The organism is Vibrio jasicida 090810c, from assembly GCF_002887615.1.
GTDB classification, from domain to species: Bacteria; Pseudomonadota; Gammaproteobacteria; order Enterobacterales; family Vibrionaceae; genus Vibrio; species Vibrio jasicida.
Window position 1 is genome coordinate 1824082 of the sequence record NZ_CP025792.1, and the last position, 17891, is coordinate 1841972.

At 45.7% G+C, this 17891-nt stretch carries 14 protein-coding genes; 5 read left to right on the forward strand and 9 right to left on the reverse strand.

Annotation, left to right across the window (positions count from 1 at the left end; genetic code table 11):
- Nucleotides 1-119: 119 nt before the first annotated feature.
- The 4 genes from yqiA to nudF all read right to left on the reverse strand — a co-directional run bounded on the left by yqiA (nucleotide 120) and on the right by nudF (nucleotide 2724).
- Nucleotides 120-704 (reverse strand): esterase YqiA, encoded by a 585-nt coding sequence (gene yqiA, locus C1S73_RS08540; protein ID WP_038866218.1) that lies wholly within the window; start codon nucleotides 702-704, stop codon nucleotides 120-122.
- 57 nt (nucleotides 705-761) lie between these two features.
- Nucleotides 762-1568, reverse strand: coding sequence for a 3',5'-cyclic-AMP phosphodiesterase (gene cpdA, locus C1S73_RS08545; protein WP_038866216.1), 807 nt, complete (start codon nucleotides 1566-1568; stop codon nucleotides 762-764).
- Nucleotides 1569-1629: 61 nt separating this feature from the next.
- Nucleotides 1630-2073 (reverse strand): DUF1249 family protein, encoded by a 444-nt coding sequence (locus tag C1S73_RS08550; RefSeq protein WP_038866212.1) that lies wholly within the window; start codon nucleotides 2071-2073, stop codon nucleotides 1630-1632.
- Between the two features lie 3 nt (nucleotides 2074-2076).
- Entirely contained in the window at nucleotides 2077-2724 is a 648-nt protein-coding gene (gene nudF / locus C1S73_RS08555; RefSeq protein WP_038866210.1) for an ADP-ribose diphosphatase, read from the reverse strand.
- A 229-nt stretch (nucleotides 2725-2953) separates the two neighbouring features.
- Here nudF and tolC point away from each other — a divergent pair, with 229 nt between their 5' ends.
- Complete coding sequence (gene tolC / locus C1S73_RS08560) at nucleotides 2954-4276, forward strand: outer membrane channel protein TolC (RefSeq protein WP_038866209.1); 1323 nt, start codon at nucleotides 2954-2956, stop codon at nucleotides 4274-4276.
- A gap of 311 nt (nucleotides 4277-4587) precedes the next feature.
- Here tolC and hldE read toward each other — a convergent pair whose 3' ends face one another.
- From hldE to C1S73_RS08575, 3 genes are all read right to left on the reverse strand, one after another.
- Entirely contained in the window at nucleotides 4588-6018 is a 1431-nt protein-coding gene (hldE, locus tag C1S73_RS08565; protein ID WP_038866208.1) for a bifunctional D-glycero-beta-D-manno-heptose-7-phosphate kinase/D-glycero-beta-D-manno-heptose 1-phosphate adenylyltransferase HldE, read from the reverse strand.
- Between the two features lie 77 nt (nucleotides 6019-6095).
- The gene (gene glnE, locus C1S73_RS08570; protein WP_038866206.1) at nucleotides 6096-8939 is read right to left on the reverse strand and encodes a bifunctional [glutamate--ammonia ligase]-adenylyl-L-tyrosine phosphorylase/[glutamate--ammonia-ligase] adenylyltransferase; all 2844 of its coding nucleotides are present in this window, start codon (nucleotides 8937-8939) and stop codon (nucleotides 6096-6098) included.
- A 118-nt stretch (nucleotides 8940-9057) separates the two neighbouring features.
- Nucleotides 9058-10314 carry a methyl-accepting chemotaxis protein gene (locus C1S73_RS08575; RefSeq protein WP_038866204.1) on the reverse strand — a complete coding sequence of 419 codons (1257 nt, stop codon included), beginning with the start codon at nucleotides 10312-10314 and terminating at the stop codon, nucleotides 9058-9060.
- Nucleotides 10315-10356: 42 nt separating this feature from the next.
- On the opposite strand from C1S73_RS08575, the gene C1S73_RS08580 reads away from it, so the two are divergent.
- Nucleotides 10357-11175 (forward strand): potassium channel family protein, encoded by an 819-nt coding sequence (locus tag C1S73_RS08580; protein ID WP_038866202.1) that lies wholly within the window; start codon nucleotides 10357-10359, stop codon nucleotides 11173-11175.
- A gap of 32 nt (nucleotides 11176-11207) precedes the next feature.
- Here C1S73_RS08580 and C1S73_RS08585 read toward each other — a convergent pair whose 3' ends face one another.
- Complete coding sequence (locus tag C1S73_RS08585) at nucleotides 11208-12740, reverse strand: CYTH and CHAD domain-containing protein (RefSeq protein ID WP_038866200.1); 1533 nt, start codon at nucleotides 12738-12740, stop codon at nucleotides 11208-11210.
- Between the two features lie 205 nt (nucleotides 12741-12945).
- On the opposite strand from C1S73_RS08585, the gene C1S73_RS08590 reads away from it, so the two are divergent.
- The 3 genes from C1S73_RS08590 to C1S73_RS08600 all read left to right on the forward strand — a co-directional run bounded on the left by C1S73_RS08590 (nucleotide 12946) and on the right by C1S73_RS08600 (nucleotide 15806).
- On the forward strand, nucleotides 12946-13626 hold the full coding sequence (locus tag C1S73_RS08590) for a TIGR00153 family protein (RefSeq protein WP_038866436.1): 681 nt from the start codon (nucleotides 12946-12948) through the stop codon (nucleotides 13624-13626).
- 130 nt (nucleotides 13627-13756) lie between these two features.
- Complete coding sequence (locus tag C1S73_RS08595) at nucleotides 13757-15016, forward strand: inorganic phosphate transporter (RefSeq protein ID WP_038866198.1); 1260 nt, start codon at nucleotides 13757-13759, stop codon at nucleotides 15014-15016.
- Between the two features lie 178 nt (nucleotides 15017-15194).
- A complete protein-coding gene (locus C1S73_RS08600) occupies nucleotides 15195-15806 on the forward strand; it encodes a TIGR04211 family SH3 domain-containing protein (RefSeq protein ID WP_038866196.1) in 612 nt (203 codons plus the stop codon).
- An 81-nt stretch (nucleotides 15807-15887) separates the two neighbouring features.
- Here the strand turns inward: C1S73_RS08600 and ggt are convergent, their stop codons facing one another.
- A complete protein-coding gene (gene ggt / locus C1S73_RS08605) occupies nucleotides 15888-17618 on the reverse strand; it encodes a gamma-glutamyltransferase (protein WP_038866194.1) in 1731 nt (576 codons plus the stop codon).
- Nucleotides 17619-17891 lie beyond the last annotated feature (273 nt).

Consider the following 17891-nt stretch of genomic DNA (forward strand, 5'->3'; position numbering starts at 1 on the left):
AGGGCTTTACACCCCTAAGATCTTTTCGGCAAAACATAGTCGGAAAGCATACCCGCTATGTCAAGAAACGGTTGGATATATCAATAAAAACTATGAGCCTATTCCAATCGCTCTAGAAATCACAAATTTAAGAATTTAATGATTTGAGCAGGATAACGCTCAAAGCCAATAAAACTGTGATCACCGCCTTCTTCTACGGTTTTCTTAGCATCGGTAAATTTCTCTACCGCTTGGCGATAATCCAGAACCTCATCTTCTGTTTGCTGTAACAGCCAGAAGGATTGAGGCGACGCGATGCTTTTTACATCAAGAGCTTTCAGCTCGTCAATATGACAAGCTTCAAGTGTATAGGTTTCGTGCGTGTATGGGTTAGTTTGCTCCCCCAAATAGTCAACCAACAGCTCATAAGGCTTCACCGCGGGGTTAACCACGACCGCACGAAAACCAAATTGCGCGTTCAACCACGTAGACATGTAGCCACCCAGAGAGCTGCCCACTAAACCAATGTTATAGTCACCTTTATATTGCTCAACAATGTCTAATAGACATTGAGCGGCAAGTTGTGGAAAGCATGGCAATTGAGGCACAACAACTTTAATGTCTGGGCGCTGCTGTTCACAGTACTCTTTCATCAAATTCGCCTTCATTGAAAGTGGCGAACTGTTAAAACCATGGATATACAGTAGTAGCGCCGGTTTGCTCATAAAAGCCTCACAGAAGAAAAAGTAAGCCCGAACATAAAGTTCGGGCGTGATATTTGGTTAGTAGCCGTTTGAGGTAAAGTCTGGCTGAAACTGCCCATCCGTCAGGCGATTAACCTCAGTAGAAATGTCACCACTTGGGTGAAGTTCTAATTCTCGCCACCCTGGGCACTCTGTGTCTAACGCAAAGTCATCGGAGTTCGGCTTAAACTGCACACAGGTTGAAGGCGTTGCCATCACTCGAATACCATTATAAAGAACATTCATGTCTTGGTGCACATGACCACATAAAATGCCCTTTACGTTCTCAAAACGGTCTACAACTTGCCAAAATGCCTCAGCATCCTTCAGTGTATGCTGGTCAAGCCAAGCACTACCAACTAACAACGGGTGATGGTGCAATAACACAAGTGTGTGTCGGTCTGGGTAGTCAGACAACTTTTCTTCTAATAGGGAAAGTTGCTGATCACTTAAACGCCCATGAGGCACGCCCACAACTTGTGAATCTAGCAAGATCAACTGCCAATGTTCACCTAGCAAAAGGTGCTCAACAGATTGAATTTGAGGTGATGGTAGAACCGTCCCCATGTTTGGTTTGAAGTCGTGATTGCCAGGCAACCAAAAACACGCTTTCTCCAGCGGCGCAATACCCTCGGCAAAACGCTGGTAAGACTCGGCACTGTGATCTTGTGAAATATCACCCGTCGCCAAGATGTATTCAAACTGCACTTGACGATGAAGAACTTCTTTCACCACGGCTTCAAAGCTGTCGGCGGTTCTTACGCTCAGCAAACTGCCCTCATCTGCGGCAAACAGATGAGTATCCGTGATTTGTATAAGCTTTATGCTGTCACTAGATGATTGCAAAATGAAAACCTGATTCGTCCACTATTTAATTTTTTGTTATTTTCCCTTAGTGACGTGACAATCAATTGAAGGCAAGTGGCGATCGACTAATGCCACTTCGTAAACAGAACGTCAGCCATTCACCAAGGAACGTATTAAGTTGATGTTTTTCATCTTTCTGCATCAACTGGTCGTTGGGATAATCATATTTAGCTTTGATGCGAGAGAACTCTCCGCTTGAGCATACTTCAGCAACTCTTGCATCGTGATAAAGCCTGACAGACATCGTCGGTAAAGGAAACACCGGCATCTCATCACTCTGACATATCTCAACAACTGTGGTGTATTTTGTGATTTCATTCACGGTCAGTTGGTAAACCATGCTCGCTGCTTGATAACAACGAATATCACCAACTTCGGCAGAAGCAGGCAGCAAAGCATTGAGCTTAGCGTAGTTGGTCTCATAAGTTCTCATCAGACCCGCTAAGTCAACATGGTATCGCTGTTTTACCGCTACTTGTGCCATTACTTATTCTCCACCGATTGGGGAAACTCCCCATTGTGATTTCAATTCTTGATGGTTAAGTTGTAACCATTGCAATGCAATGATAGAAGCACCATTTTCGAATTTTCCATCCTTCACCCATTGATACGCCGTTTCGCGGCTCAGTACATGAACACGAATATCTTCATTCTCATAGTCTAAACCATGAATGCCATGCGCTTTAGTTGCATCCACTTCTCCAATGAACACATCTAATTTTTCCGAGCAACCACCAGAAGAAGGGTAATAAGAAGTAACCGAGGTGACGCGTCCCACTTGGATCCCTGCTTCCTCTTCTGCTTCTCGACGAATCACTTCTTCAGCGGACTCATCACGGTCTATCATTCCTGCAACAATTTCGAATTGCCAAGGAGATGAATGTTCCAATGCCCCAACTCGGATCTGTTCAATGATCACAACTTGATCAGTCACAGGATCATACGGGAGCATGGCCGCAGCATGACCACGTTCGAACATTTCTCGTTCGACAATCCCACTCCAACCACCAGCAAATAACCTATGCTTAAAACGGTATTTCACCATTTTAAAGAAACCTTTAAACACGGTTTCCTTTGAGATTATTTCCACATCTTGGGGAGTAAAATCATTTTGTTGCTTGTCACACTGTTGCATTCAACACCTCTCTGAGTGAATCTTGTAGTTTACTCATTGTTATTCGCTTGCTCAAAGGACTTGGCTCAACTTTTTGTACAATAGTTATAAATTATTTTAAGCCTTTCTCAAAAATTTATTGCACAGGTGGATAATTACGTGTAAAAAAGTGCAAAGTTTAGAGTAAATATCGTCCAAATTGAGTTAAACTACTGAGAATTAACCAATCTATTGACCGCGGGAATGGAAAATGAAAAAACTGCTTCCACTATTTATCAGTGCAGCGCTAGGCAGTATGAGCACAGCAGCATGGGCAGACTCCCTTGCTGAAATTTATGACTTAGCAAAACAAAATGACCCACAATTGCTCAGCGTAGCAGCGCAGCGTGATCAAGCTTTTGAAGCAATCAACTCTAGCCGCAGTGCCCTACTACCACAAATCAACTTAACCGCGGGTTATGACATTACACGTGGCGACAGAGATCAAGACTTAGGTAGTAAAGTATCGACGGACCAAAACGTCTTATCTGCTGGCGTTGGCTTTACACAAGAGCTGTACAACCGCGCGTCTTGGATTACCCTAGACACTGCAGAGAAAACGGCACGTCAATCAGATGCAACTTATGCAGCAACGCAACAAGGTTTGATCCTTCGCGTTTCTCAAGCTTACTTTGAAGTACTGCGTGCACAAGACAACCTAGTGTTTGTCCGTGCAGAGAAAGCCGCGGTTGGTCGCCAACTAGAGCAAACTAAACAACGTTTTGAAGTTGGCCTATCGGCAATTACTGACGTACATGATGCACAAGCACAATTTGATGCAGTATTGGCTGATGAAGTTCTAGCAGAAAACGATCTTATCAACAGCTACGAGTCACTACGCGAAATTACAGGCCAAGAACACAAAAACCTAAATGTTCTTGATACTGCTCGTTTCTCTGCAAGTCGTCCAAGCACACCAGCTGAAACACTAGTAGAAGAAGCAAAAACAACCAACCTAAGCCTTTTATCAGCACGTATTTCACAAGACATTGCGCGTGACAATATTTCGCTAGCAAGTTCTGGTCACCTACCAACGCTATCTCTGGACGGTGGTTACAACTACGCTGATACTGCGGAAAGCATTAACGATAATACAGCTGATGGCTTCAATGTTGGTGTAAACCTAGCCGTGCCACTTTACACAGGTGGTCGTACAACATCTGAAGTGAAACAAGCGGAATACAGCTACGTTGCTGCTAGTGAAAACCTAGAAGCTGAATACCGTAGTGTTGTGAAAGAAGTGCGAGCACAAAACAACAACATTAACGCCTCTATTGGCGCACTAAAAGCGTACGAACAATCTGTGGTTTCTGCACAGTCTGCACTTGAAGCAACAGAAGCTGGTTTCGATGTTGGTACTCGTACTATCGTTGACGTGCTAGACGCAACTCGTCGTCTTTACGATGCAAACAAAAACCTTTCAGATGCACGTTACAACTACATTCTTGCAGGTCTTCAGCTACGCCAAGCAGTTGGTACGCTAAGTGAGCAAGACATCCTAGATGTAGACGCGGGCCTTAAGCCAGCAAAATAAACGTCTAAGTAACACAAAAAACGCCAGTTGATTTCAACTGGCGTTTTTTTTTGGGCTAAGTAACCAAGCCAAGTGCGCTCTAGGCCCCTTCCCCTTCTAAGGGGAGGATTAGGAAGGGATTGCTTCTCGATCTAATTGACGACACTGGTTTTCAATCAGACCGAGTATTCCCCCCCCCTCTAACTCCCCCTTGAAAAGAGGGAGGTCTGGAATACGTTTGTGGTTAGATGCACTCCTCCAAAAACAACAAAGGCCGCTCGAAAGCGACCTTTAATAATCAATTTGTAGTAATCAGTTTGGCGAGCAAGGTATTAACCCTTACCACCTTTGATAGCGTTGATGATCTCGCTGGTTGAACAACCATCTTCAAAGTTCAGTACACGAACTTCACCGCCTGCAGCAATCACTTCTTTACCACCCGCGATCTCTTCTGGTTTGTAATCACCACCTTTCACCAATAAGCTAGGCAGCACTTCTGAGATCAAACGCTGTGGTGTGTCTTCACTGAACGGTACAACCCAATCAACCGCGCCAAGACCCGCCAAGACTGCCATACGACGATCTGTTGGGTTCACTGGACGACCTGGGCCTTTCAAGCGTTTCACTGAGTCATCAGTATTCACTGCAACGATTAGGCGGTCACCTAACTCAGCAGCATGATTTAGGTAAGAAACATGACCTGCGTGTAGAATATCGAAACAACCATTGGTCATCACCACCTTCTCGCCTTTTGCACGTGCTTTCTTCACGGCTTCAATCAGCGCTTGCTCTGAAATCACGCCGTAGTCTGTATCTTGACTGCCGTGAATAGCTTCAGCCAATTCAATCTCAGATAGTGTTGATGTACCTAATTTACCAACCACAACACCTGCTGCTGCGTTTGCTAGTGCACAAGCTTCTTCAAACGATTTACCAGCGGCTACCGATGCTGCTAATACAGAAATAACCGTATCACCCGCACCTGTTACGTCATACACTTCTTTCGCTTGTGTCGGTAGGTGGAATGGCTCTGCACCACGGCGAATCAATGTCATGCCGTTTTCGCTGCGTGTCACCAACAGAGCTTCAAATTCGAACTCTTCAACTAAAGCTAGCGCTTTTTCTACTAACTCTTGGTCAGATTTCACTTTGCCCACAACGTCTTCAAACTCTTTCATGTTTGGAGTCAGAAGGGTTGCGCCACGGTAGCGTTCGAAATCCGCCCCTTTAGGGTCAATAAATACAGGAATGTTTGCTGCGCGTGCTTTTTGGATGTACGCCTGTACATGCTCAAGCGAACCTTTTGCGTAGTCAGACATGATGACCGCTTTCACGCTTGGTAGCGCGGCTTCCATGCGAGACAATACAGGCTCTGCATCTGTGTTCTCGAACTTGTCTTCAAAATCCAAACGAATCAACTGTTGACCACGGCTCATGACTCGCAGTTTAGTAATCGTTGGGTATTCAGGAAGCGCCACAAAGTCGCATTTTACTTTTAGCGAGTTCAGGGTTTCAGTCAGCACTTTCGCTGGCTCATCCATACCCGTTAGACCAACAATGTGAGCGTGACCGCCAAGTGAAGCAATATTCATTGCGACGTTCGCAGCACCACCTGGACGCTCTTCATTGTTTTCTACTTTCACAACAGGTACTGGCGCTTCAGGAGAAATACGTCCAGTCGGGCCATACCAGTAACGATCTAGCATGACATCGCCGATGATAAGCACACCAGCGCTGTTGTAATCAGGTAGAATTGGTTTCATTATTGGTCTCCAAAAATTAAATCGTGATGAGTTTAACACAGCCTTTTTCTAGGCTGAACCTTGCACATGACTTCTGCTTAGGCAAACCATTGATTCCATGCTTGCTTCACCCACTCGCGCTCCGCAACAAACTTATCTTCCGCCACATCAGCATCCAAATTAAGTAAGTTACGGCGATGAATCTCATCACGCATCGATGTGTATGCGCGAGTTAACTGCATCGCTTGATTTTCTTCCATAACACCTTGAGCAATCAAGGTTTCAAAAATTCTTACGTTATCGCACCAACGTATTAGTTTAGGCTTACTGTGACTGTAGTTGAGCACAAGGTATTGAGCGAGAAATTCAACGTCGGTAATACCGCCCTTATCCTGCTTAAGCATAAAGCGCTCAGACTTTTTCCCGCCAAGGTGATCACGCATTTTTTCCCGCATATCGACCACCTGCTTCTTCAGCGTATCTTGGTCACGCGATTTACACAGCACATCATGGCGCGTGTTATGGAAAGCTATCGCTAATGGTTCGTCACCATAAATCATGCGAGCACGTACTAACGCCTGATGTTCCCAAGTCCACGCATCTTGATGTTGATAATCGTCAAATGCATCGGTCGGGCTTACCAGTAATCCTGATGCGCCAGAAGGACGTAAGCGAGTATCCACTTCGTACAGAATGCCTGATGCAGTGCGGGTCGAGAAAATATGAATGATGCGCTGTGCCAAACGAAGGTAAAACTGACGACCGTCGATTTCTTTCTTACCATCGGTATACACATTCACCGGACAATCGTGCATAAACACAATGTCGAGATCTGAGTTGTAGCCCAATTCCCAACCACCGACTTTCCCATAACCAATCACAGCAAAACCTTTACCTTCACGATCTTTTACATGTGTTGGTTCACCATACTTTTCCGACACTTGTAGCCAAGCTTGGTTCACTACCGCTTCTACGATGGCTTCAGCTAAGTAAGTTAAGTGGTCACTTACTTTCATCACTGGTAACACTCCAGCAATGTCTGCTGCAGCAATGCGGAGGATGCAAATCTGCTTGAACTGACGCAACGCCTCCATTTGCTGTTCCATATCATCCTCTGGAATACGAGCAAGGAAGTCGCGCAGCTCCGTTCGGTAGCTGTCGAGTGGGATTGGGTTATAAAGGTGCTGAGGGTCGATCAGCTCATCAAGCAGTATTGGGTAACGCGATAGCTGCTCGGAAATCATCGGACTTGCAGTGCACAGACGCACCAATTGTACCAATGCGGCTGGGTGCTCATCCAGCAATTCTAAATACGTAGTGCGCGTGCAAATGTTATGCAGCAAATGCAGAACTCGTGGCAGACCAAACTGTGCATCAGGATGGGCGAACACCGCATCGAAGACTTTCGGCATTAACTTAGTTAAGACTTCACGCCCACGTGGGCCAAGCGTTTTTTTCGCTAAGTCTGCCTTAAACTGCATGATGGTTTTAGCAAGCGCTTCCGAGTTCTCCGTTTTGATGTCTTCTTGCAACACATGTTCAAGCACATCTTGCTTGGTCGCCATGTCCCAAAGTTCATGGAAATGACGTGCGATGGTTTCCGTCTCGTCCTCTTCGTCATCACCAATTAAGTTCTCAAACACCTTATGTACGTTAGCCATATGCTGTTGAGTTTGAGCAATCAAATCATCCCAAGCATCAAATCGCATCGCAATGGCCAGTTTTAGGCGTTCATCATCGCAATCAGGCAAGGTTTGGGTTTGTTTATCGGCCATCGCTTGCAGCAAGTTTTCCAGCTTACGTAAGTATTTATAGGCCGTTTCTAAATTCTCGACTTCTGATGGGGTTAACTGGCCTAATTCACCAATGGCATTCAAGGTTTCTAGTAAACCACGACCTCGCAAAGAAGGCTCTCGACCACCACGAATTAACTGGAATACTTGAGCAATAAACTCAATTTCACGAATGCCACCAGCGCCTAATTTAATATTGTTACTCAAACCACGGCGACGTACTTCACTGCTGATCATCGATTTCATTCGACGCAGAGATTGAATCGCACTGAAGTCGATATAACGGCGGAACACAAATGGGCGCAGCATCTGGCGCAATTCTTGGTATTGCGGATACATTTCGCTGCCCATGACGCGTGCTTTGATCATCGCGTAACGTTCCCAGTCGCGCCCTTGCTCTTGATAATAATCTTCGAGAGCTGCGTAGCTCATGACCAAGGGGCCACTTTCACCAAACGGACGTAGACGCATGTCAACGCGGTAACAGAAACCATCAAAGGTTTGTTGGTCGAGCGCTTTAATGATGCGTTGACCCAAACGGGTAAAGAACTGTGCATTGGCAATACTACGACGTGCACCTTGCGTCTCACCATTTTCTGGATAGGTGAAGATCAAGTCGATATCGGAAGAAAAGTTCAGCTCGCCACCACCCAACTTACCCATACCAATGATCAGCATAGGTTGCGCTTCGCCTTCGGCATTGGTTGGGGTTCCCCACTCATTGCAACAAATCTTATATTGCCATTGGTAGGTCTCGAAGATCATCGCTTCTGCCAATTGTGATAAGTGACTAAGTGACTCTTCTAGCGTCCAAGTGTGGGTGAAGTCTTTCCACGCAATGTAGACCATTTCACGGTTGCGAAATTGGCGTAGCACACGGTGTCCAGCCATTTCATCTTGGCATTCCGCCAAAAGCTCTGCGAGACGCGCACGATAGGCTTGTTGTCGACTCCTTTCTGCCAACATGCTAGGTAAATCTTGTGCGAGTGTCTCATCACGATGAATTGCTTCGGTAATGAACTTACTGAGACCTGAAACGAAACGGAACTGCTCGGTAATCTCGGTTGGCCATTGTTGAACGTATCCCGCTTGTTCCGCATTTTGTACCGCAGAATCCGCGACAGAAATCAGTGACGAAGGCAGCTGCATTTTTCTTCCTTGTTTGAAAAGCACTGTGATTAGGTGTTATCACTTATTTATACCAGAGTTAGCACAAATAAAAACGCCCACAAAAGGTTTGTGGGCGTTTTATCAAAGCTTGTTAGACTTAGACTTGGAAGGATTTAATCTTCTCATCTAACTCTTCGGCATTACTTTGCATCATTTCAGACGTTTCAAGCAACTCCGTCACAACAACAACAGATGCTTCCACCAACTCACGAACGTTAGTGAGGTTTTGGCTCATTTCTTCTGCGACGCTACTTTGTTGGCCTGAAGCCGTCGCAATCTGGAAGTTCATGTCGTTGATTTGTGTCACTTGACCAACGATGCCATCCAGTTCAGAGCCTGCATTGGACACCAACTCAACTCCTTCAGCTGCTTCCACCACGCTCTTTTCCATCAATTCGACGGCAGATTCAGCACTCGATTGAAGCTGTGTGATCATTTCTTGAATTTCAACGGTCGCTTGTTGTGTACGCTGGGCAAGGTTACGAACCTCATCCGCAACCACGGCAAAACCTCGACCTGCTTCACCTGCACGTGCCGCTTCAATCGCTGCGTTCAACGCAAGTAGGTTAGTTTGCTCTGAGATACCTTGAATGGTCCCTACTACACTACCAATCGCTTCTACGCGCTCTTCTACTTGGTTAACGGCACTTGCCGAAGACGCGATATCAGAAGAGAGTTCACTCATTTTAGACACGGTTTTTTGCAAGAACTGCTGGCCAGTCACCGCTTGAGTTGAAGCTTGCTCGGTTAAAGTTGACGCTGTTTGCGCATGTTCAGCTACAGTTTGTACGGTTGAAGACATCTCGCTCATGGCCGTCGCAAGCTGGTCGATTTCATTAAACTCTTCTTGTGCTGACTCTTTCGTCTCGGACATGCTCAATGTCATCACCTCTGTGAGAGTAGAAAGCTCTTCCGAAGAGTTGATTTGCATTTGAATGACATCATGCAGTTGGCGACGAGTGGTCTCAAGTTCACGAGCCACATCGCCGTATTCGTCTTTACAATCCATTCCAAAAGGAACAGAAAGGTTCTTACTTGCCATTAATTTTATGGCTTCATTAAGGTATTGCGTCTGACGCAACATCACGCGCGCAGCGGCCAGCAGTAGTACCACAAACACCACAATTAAGATCGCTGTTTGCCAAGCAACTTGAGTGAGATACGCTTCATAATGCTGCTGGGCAACTTGTTCGTTCTGAGTTGCCGCTAGTAATGAATCGTAGAATGTGCTCGCATCCCACAGTTGCTTCGCCACAATTAGGATGGTGCTAAATACCATCAACATGACCATTTTCGGAACGAGCTTGATGTCGGATATCACCCTTTCCCACGGCTTAAATGCCAGCTTTTCCATTGTCAGTTCTCCACCGAGTCTTATATAGTCTTACTTATACTTATGCGCGCACTTAACGTTGCCTGCGCGATTTATTTCGAGCTTCGTATGAAAAACCATGATATCAAAGACAGCACCAAACCGATGGGGCTGCTATCACTAATATTGTCCTTTATGGCACTATTTGTGATCTCTGGCCTGTTGTTTTTCCCGCTTGATAACGAAACCCGTCAAGTTCTTATCGGTCTGGATTTTATAATCTGTAGTATTTTTCTATTACAGCTCACCATAGATTTGATCCGGGCCACAGATCGCAGGTCATTTCTTAAGCATCACTGGATCGATTTTGTGGCGAGTATCCCAATGGTTGAGCCTTTACGCTTCGCTCGACTGTTTCACATCTTGCGTGTCATTTTGGTCTTACGCTCTTCAAAGTTCATTCTTTTACAGCTCAAGCAAAACCGTCGAGAAACCACTCTAGCCTCTATCTTATTGCTAATGGTGGTTCTGATAACTCTTGGTTCCAGTGCCATGTTGTTTATTGAAGGACAAAGTCCTGAGGCAAACATCCAAACGGGAACAGATGCATTGTGGTGGGCATTTGTGACCATCTCAACAGTTGGTTATGGTGACCATTATCCGGTGACGACAGGCGGTAAACTACTGGCTGTACTGGTCATCATCTGTGGTGTCGGTATCTTCGGTATGATTTCTGGCTTGATTACATCGATTCTGACTGCGCCAACCAGACAGCAAGATCATCGCTCCAAAAATAAAGAAAAGCTGTTAGAGCAGGTGCTAGACAGACAAGAACAGATTTTGAACCGGCTACAAGTGATTGAAGAAGAGCTTCAAGAACAAAAGCAGCAGACAAAAAAATAGGACCCTAAGGTCCTATTTTTTATTGTTTGATCTTACTCTTGCCAGTAGGGCTCAACTTCCACGCTGATGGCTCGCGTCTGATCCATCGCGTGCAAAATAGAACGCTCTTGACGATGTAACCAACGTTCCAGTTGCTCTTGCTCTTCCCCTTCTAACATACCAACCAATGGCAGTAGATGGTTCAACATCAACAAGTCATCAATACCATGCACTAAATCAGCCCATGGCAGTCGGAAACTATTACGTTCTTCCGAATCGTACAAACTCGCAAAGCCGATACCCGTATAGAGATTTCGTAATAGACGGTAACGTTGATCAACGTATTCTTGTCCTGACAGCTGACGCTCCGCTGGGAATGCTTCCATCAGCTCCGCCCAAGTGCGATCCAATTGCGTGACAGAAAACGGCTGGATATTCGCAGACATTTTTTCACGAGCTTTGTCGTCTAAGAAAGGTTGCCAACCACGAGTGAGAATCCAACGGCTCAAATCCAATAGCAGACCGGTGTAACGTGCCGAACTGAGGAGTTGAAGGGTCTCTTCACGACCAGGCAGCTCTTCTAGTTGCTGCGTCAACTCAGAAACTAAGAACTTACGAGCATCCAGTTTACGTAACACATTGCCTTTATCATCTAACAGCTCTTCTAAATGCGCGTGCTCGTCTAGCCACTCTAACTCTTCTTCCAACCATTTTAGTTCTTGGCGTAAAATCGCACTGGCGCGACGCGGCACCATACCACCAAAGATAGTCAGAGTCTGACGAATAAAACGAATTGAATTACCAATTTCGCGCAGAGCCTCAACACTGTCTCTTTCAGTAAAAATTTGCTCATGGTAATGCCAATGAGAAAGCGCATGCTCTAACGAGTTAATAAAGCAGTACTCTACGGTATCTGTCTTACTACTATCGACTAAAGACAAAGGCTTCACTTCATCCCCTGCATAGCCACTCGCCAAGCGGTAACCTTTTGCGGCTTTGCTCAGGTTACCCAAGCGCATACCGCCGGCTTCACATAGACTACGAGCAAGAGTAAACAGTGCATCGGTTTGACCTGATTTCAGTTCCAGTTCAACTTCGCAAATAGGATCTTGTTTCTCTTCCCCTTCGGCATCAACAGCAATTACAGCACCTTGGTCAAAAGCCACTTCGATTTGACTGCCATCAGGCATACCAATCAGCCACTGCTCACGAGTGAAGTTGGTAGAGAATAGAGGGGTCAATTCTGATTGCAGCGTCGCAACGTCTTTACCTACTGGCCAAATGTCAGAAGGGTGAAGCGTGAGTTCTGGCTCATTACTGGTGTGCTCAGCATTGTATTCTGGTCTTTGATGAAGGCCCGCTACAACGCGTCCTGCTGTTTTTACAGTTTGGACAAAAACGTCATCAAAACGGCGAATTCTTAAACCAATGTCGTGCAGTCTTAACCATTTATCAGCGGTATCAAAATAGGTGTTACCCAAGTCACGACAACTGTGCTGAAGTACTTTTGTTTCAGAAATTTTTGCTCTTAAAGTTTCTGAAAATTCAGGAGAAACAAAAAACTTCAGTTCTATCTCGGTTTCCATAGCTATACCTTTCAAAGCAGATAGAAACAGGATATTGCCTAATTTCTCACACGGCAAGAAAGAAATATCACCGGAATGATGATCTAAAACAGTTTTAAAGAGTGATTTAATGCGTTACCATGCGCGCCTTTATAGCCATCGTTCAACATTTCGCCAAGAAATGGTGTATGTTTTTTTAAGGTTATAGCTATTAGGTTGAATGACCATGCCAGTAAATACAATTATGGGGTTATTTGCAAAGTCCCCAATTAAGCCTTTGCAACGCCACGTTGTCTGTGTCAACGAATGTTGTTCACACTTGGTTAAGTTCTTTGAAGTGTCTTCAAAGGGTGACTGGGAAAAAGCAGCAGAAATTCGCGCTCAAATTTCTCACCTAGAGAAAGAAGCAGACGTTCTGAAACGTGAAATCCGTCTAAAACTGCCTCGCGGTTTGTTCATGCCAGTCGATCGTACTGACATGCTTGAGCTTCTGACTCAACAGGACAAACTTGCTAACCTGGCAAAAGACATTGCTGGCCGTGTATATGGCCGTCAACTTGTCATTCCAGAGGCTCTCCAATCAAATTTCCTCGCTTACGTTCAACGATGTCTTGATGCGGCTGACCAGGCGCAAAAAGTGATCAATGAACTTGATGAACTTCTTGAAACTGGCTTTAAAGGCCGTGAAGTAACGCTAGTTGCTGAAATGATTAATCAACTAGATGTTATCGAAGATGACACCGATGCCATGCAGATTGAATTACGCCAACAATTGATGGCGATTGAACCTGACATGAACCCTATCGACGTCATGTTCTTGTACAAGATTCTTGAATGGGTAGGTGGTATTGCCGACCAAGCGCAGCGCGTAGGTGCTCGTTTGGAAGTCATGCTATCTCGATCTTAAATCATAAGTTAACGACATAACGAAGAGCATTACGAATGCAAGTCAGATGGACGATGACGAGATTCACCGTCTTATGGGCTGATGCGCGCTAAATTTTGCTCCGCTTGTTATAAAACAACTAGGTATTACGATGGATATCCTCGCTAACTACGGCACTGTCCTGATTATTGTTGCAGCAGCTTTCGGTTTCTTGATGGCTATTGGTATTGGTGCGAATGACGTTGCGAACGCAATGGGCACCTCAGTCGGCTCGAAAGCACTAACCGTTAAACAAGCGATCATTATCGCAATGATCTTTGAATTTGCGGGTGCATACCTTGCAGGTGGTGAAGTTACCGATACGATCCGTAAAGGTGTTATCGAAACCTCTCTATTCGCACATCAACCTGATGTTCTTGTATTTGGCATGATGTCTGCGCTTCTAGCGGCTGGTACATGGCTACTACTTGCGTCATACATGGGCTGGCCTGTTTCTACGACCCACTCGATCATCGGTGCAATCATCGGTTTCGCATGTGTGTCTGTAGGTACTGAAGCGGTTGACTGGGCAAGTGTTCAAGGCATTGTTGGCAGCTGGATTATTACGCCGGTTATCTCAGGTTTCTTTGCTTACGTTATCTTTGTCAGTGCCCAACGCCTGATTTTTGATACTGAGAACCCACTATTCAACGCAAAACGTTTCGTTCCAGTTTACATGTTCATCACGACAATGGTGATTGCACTTGTAACCATCAAAAAAGGCCTGAAACACGTTGGCCTTCACCTAAGTAACGGTGAAGCATGGATGTGGGCAGCGGTAATCTCAGCAGCAGTAATGGCTGGCGGTTACTTCTACATTCAGAAGAAATTCGCTAACCGTGAAGAAGACCACGGCTTCGCAGGTGTTGAAGGTATCTTCTCTGTACTGATGGTTATCACTGCGTGTGCGATGGCATTTGCACACGGTTCTAACGACGTAGCGAACGCGATCGGTCCACTGTCTGCGGTTGTTTCAACGGTTGAGCACATGGGTGAAATCACAGGTAAGAGCACCATCGCATGGTGGATTCTTCCTCTAGGTGGTTTTGGTATCGTCGTTGGTCTTGCGACACTTGGTCACAAAGTAATGGCAACCGTTGGTACAGGCATCACTGAACTAACACCAAGCCGTGGTTTTGCAGCGCAGCTTGCTACAGCATGTACGGTTGTTCTAGCGTCAGGTACTGGTTTACCTATTTCAACGACTCAGACACTGGTTGGTGCGGTTCTAGGTGTTGGTTTCGCTCGCGGTATCGCAGCACTAAACCTAGGCGTAGTACGTAACATCGTAGCTTCATGGATTGTTACCCTACCAGCAGGCGCACTATTGGCAGTCGTATTCTTCTACGGCATCCAAGCGATGTTCTCGTAAGACAGACCGTCAATAGATTGTAAGCGCTTTGTCATTATTGACTCAAACGCACAGAAAGGGAGGCTTTGCCTCCCTTCTTTGTTGCACCGAAGTTTGAAACTGCATAATATTCGTCTATTTCCGGCTCCAATCATTCGGTGCCAAAGCTGTATCCAAGAAAATCGTTAAGGGATTTATTGTGAAAAAACTATTCATCACGGTTTTGTTTACTTTGCTAGCAGCGCCAGCGGCACTAGCGGCAGACCGTTATATTTCTGATGACCTATTCACTTTTATGCACTCTGGTCCAAACAACACTTATCGCATTATGGGTAGTGTTAACGCAGGCTCTAAAGTACAACTGCTGCAAGCAAATAAAGACACAGGTTACACACAGATTCGAGACGACCGCGGCCGCACTGGTTGGGTGCAAAGCAAGTTCGTCACAAACCAAGAGAGCATGGCAATTCGTATGCCTCGCATTGAGAAAGAACTGAAAGAAGTGAAGTCTCAACTTGCGAACGCTCGTCAAAACTCAGACACAGAGAAAGCGGGCCTAGTGACGTCACTAGAAACGCGTAACCAGCAAATCTCTGACCTTGAGAAGAAATACTCAGAGATCAGTGACCAACTGACTTCTGTAGAAACAGAGAACCGTGAGCTTCGCGCTAAGCTAGACACCCAAAAAGACGACATGCTACTTAAGTACTTCACTTACGGTGGTGGTGTTGCAGGTCTTGGTTTGCTGTTTGGTTTGATTCTTCCGCATATCATGCCACGCAGAAAGAAATCACCAGCAGGCTGGGCATAATCGCTTTCAGCTAAACGGATAAAGAAAAGCCAGTCGTACTCGACTGGCTTTTTTGTTGGCTTCGTTTAACGAGATACCTTGTTACTCACCCATTGAACTGGATGCTCGTCGTCTGTCCGTTGCACCGTAAATCTTGCCATCCTTAACTTCAATCGCGTTCAACCCACTCACCACAGGTATTACGTGGACTGGGTAACCTAATTCCATGAACTCCGGAACGAGCATTTCTGCAAAGGTCTTCTTCTCCACCAACAAGCCAGTCGGATCGTAGGGCTTAGTTCGGTCAATCTTGGTGCCGTATTGAATATTCGGTAGATCAATCGCCTCCTGCGCAGACAAGTTCCAGTCGAGAACCCCTACAAGGGTCTTTAAAACATAACCTGGGATTTGCGAACTGCCAGGAGAGCCCACAACCAAACGTAAGTCATTGCTGCTGTCCATGACCATTAAAGGCGTGATGGCTGATCGCGGACGTTTACCTGCCTCAATGGCATTTTGCGTCGGTTTACCATCGACTGTTGGCATGGGAGAGAAGTTTGCCATTTGCGCATTCAAAATCACGCCATCGACCATCACACCCGCTCCCATTCCAGTCCCTACGGTACTGGTCATCGCAATGGCATTGCCCTCTTTATCAATGATGGAAATATGCCCGGTATCTTTGCTCTCAAAGCCTTGGTATTGCGCATACTGCATTGGCGTTACCTGCCCAGCTTTCGGGCTATCTTTTGCCACACCATAATCTGGAATCAATTCTCGTCTTTCATCGAGATAATCGTTATCCAACAGTTGCTCAATCGGAGTCTCTATATAATCAGGGTCACCGGCGTAAGCGATGCGATCGGCTTTTGCAACACGCATTGCCTCCGTCATCAAACGCCAAGGTTCAACATCTGTTTTCGCCATTTGAGAGAGACCATAAGGTTCAAGCAACTTAAGGCTTTGTGCGACCATCACTCCACCAGAAGCCGGATAACCAAATGACACAACCTTATTGCCTCGATAGTCGGTCTCAATGATGTCACGTTGCTTAACTTGGTAGTTTTTGAAGTCCGACAAAGACAGCTTCTCATGTTGGTCTCCAATACGGCTGTTGACTGTCTCAACGATGTGCTTACCAAACTCACCGCCATAGAGGTATTCATCACCTTGCCGAGCGATCTGTTTTAGCGTTTCGGCCATCTTAGGGTTCTTCATCAACGTGCCTGTCGGCTTAATCTCATCGCCTTGCCAATACAGTGCTTTTATCTCTGGGTCTTGTTTCAACCGCGCTTGCTCGCGTACGACAATATCGTAGGTGTAGCTGTTCATCGCATAACCTTCGCTTGCCAATTCAATTGCAGGCTTCATCAATTCAGACCACGCAAGCTTGCCGTATTGCTCATGTGTGGAATAGAGCAATCGTAAGGTTCCCGGAACAGCAATAGAACGAGGGCCAAGAATGTCATTGCGGCTGAGTACTTCTCCGTTTTCTACAAACATATTCGGGTTCGCACTAGAAGGCGCTTCATCTCGACCATCAAGCGCAAGAAACTGTTGCTTATCGTGCTGGTAAAACAAAGCAAATGTACCGCCACCGATACCTGTCATATCCGGTTCAACGACCGACATCACCATCTGCATCGCCACCATGGCATCAACCGCGTTACCGCCTTGCTTCAATATCGTGTAACCAGCACTGCTCACATAAGGATTGGTTGCGCTTACCATAAAATGCTCACCAGTATTATCTGGCGTAATCGGAAAAGGTTCAGGCTTTGCGGCATAGCTCACCGCGGCAACCAAGCTCAAAGAAAAAGTAAGAATACGCATACGTTCCGTATAGACTCCTGTAATTTTATAGAGGTCTAACGTTGACCAAATGCTTATTGCCAAGTTCGTCAATATGGTGTTTTTTTACACAACCCTGACCCGATAGGCATGATCAATCCATCAGCAATATCGAAGCCCTTTTAAGCACTGGTGTAAGGTATATTTTGTTTCTTTGACGGTTTGGAAATCATTAACCAAACCAATAGGGAGAAGCTTGTAGAAGAGACAAAAAAAGCCAGCGAATAACTTCACTGGCTTCTATTAGATTCGGGT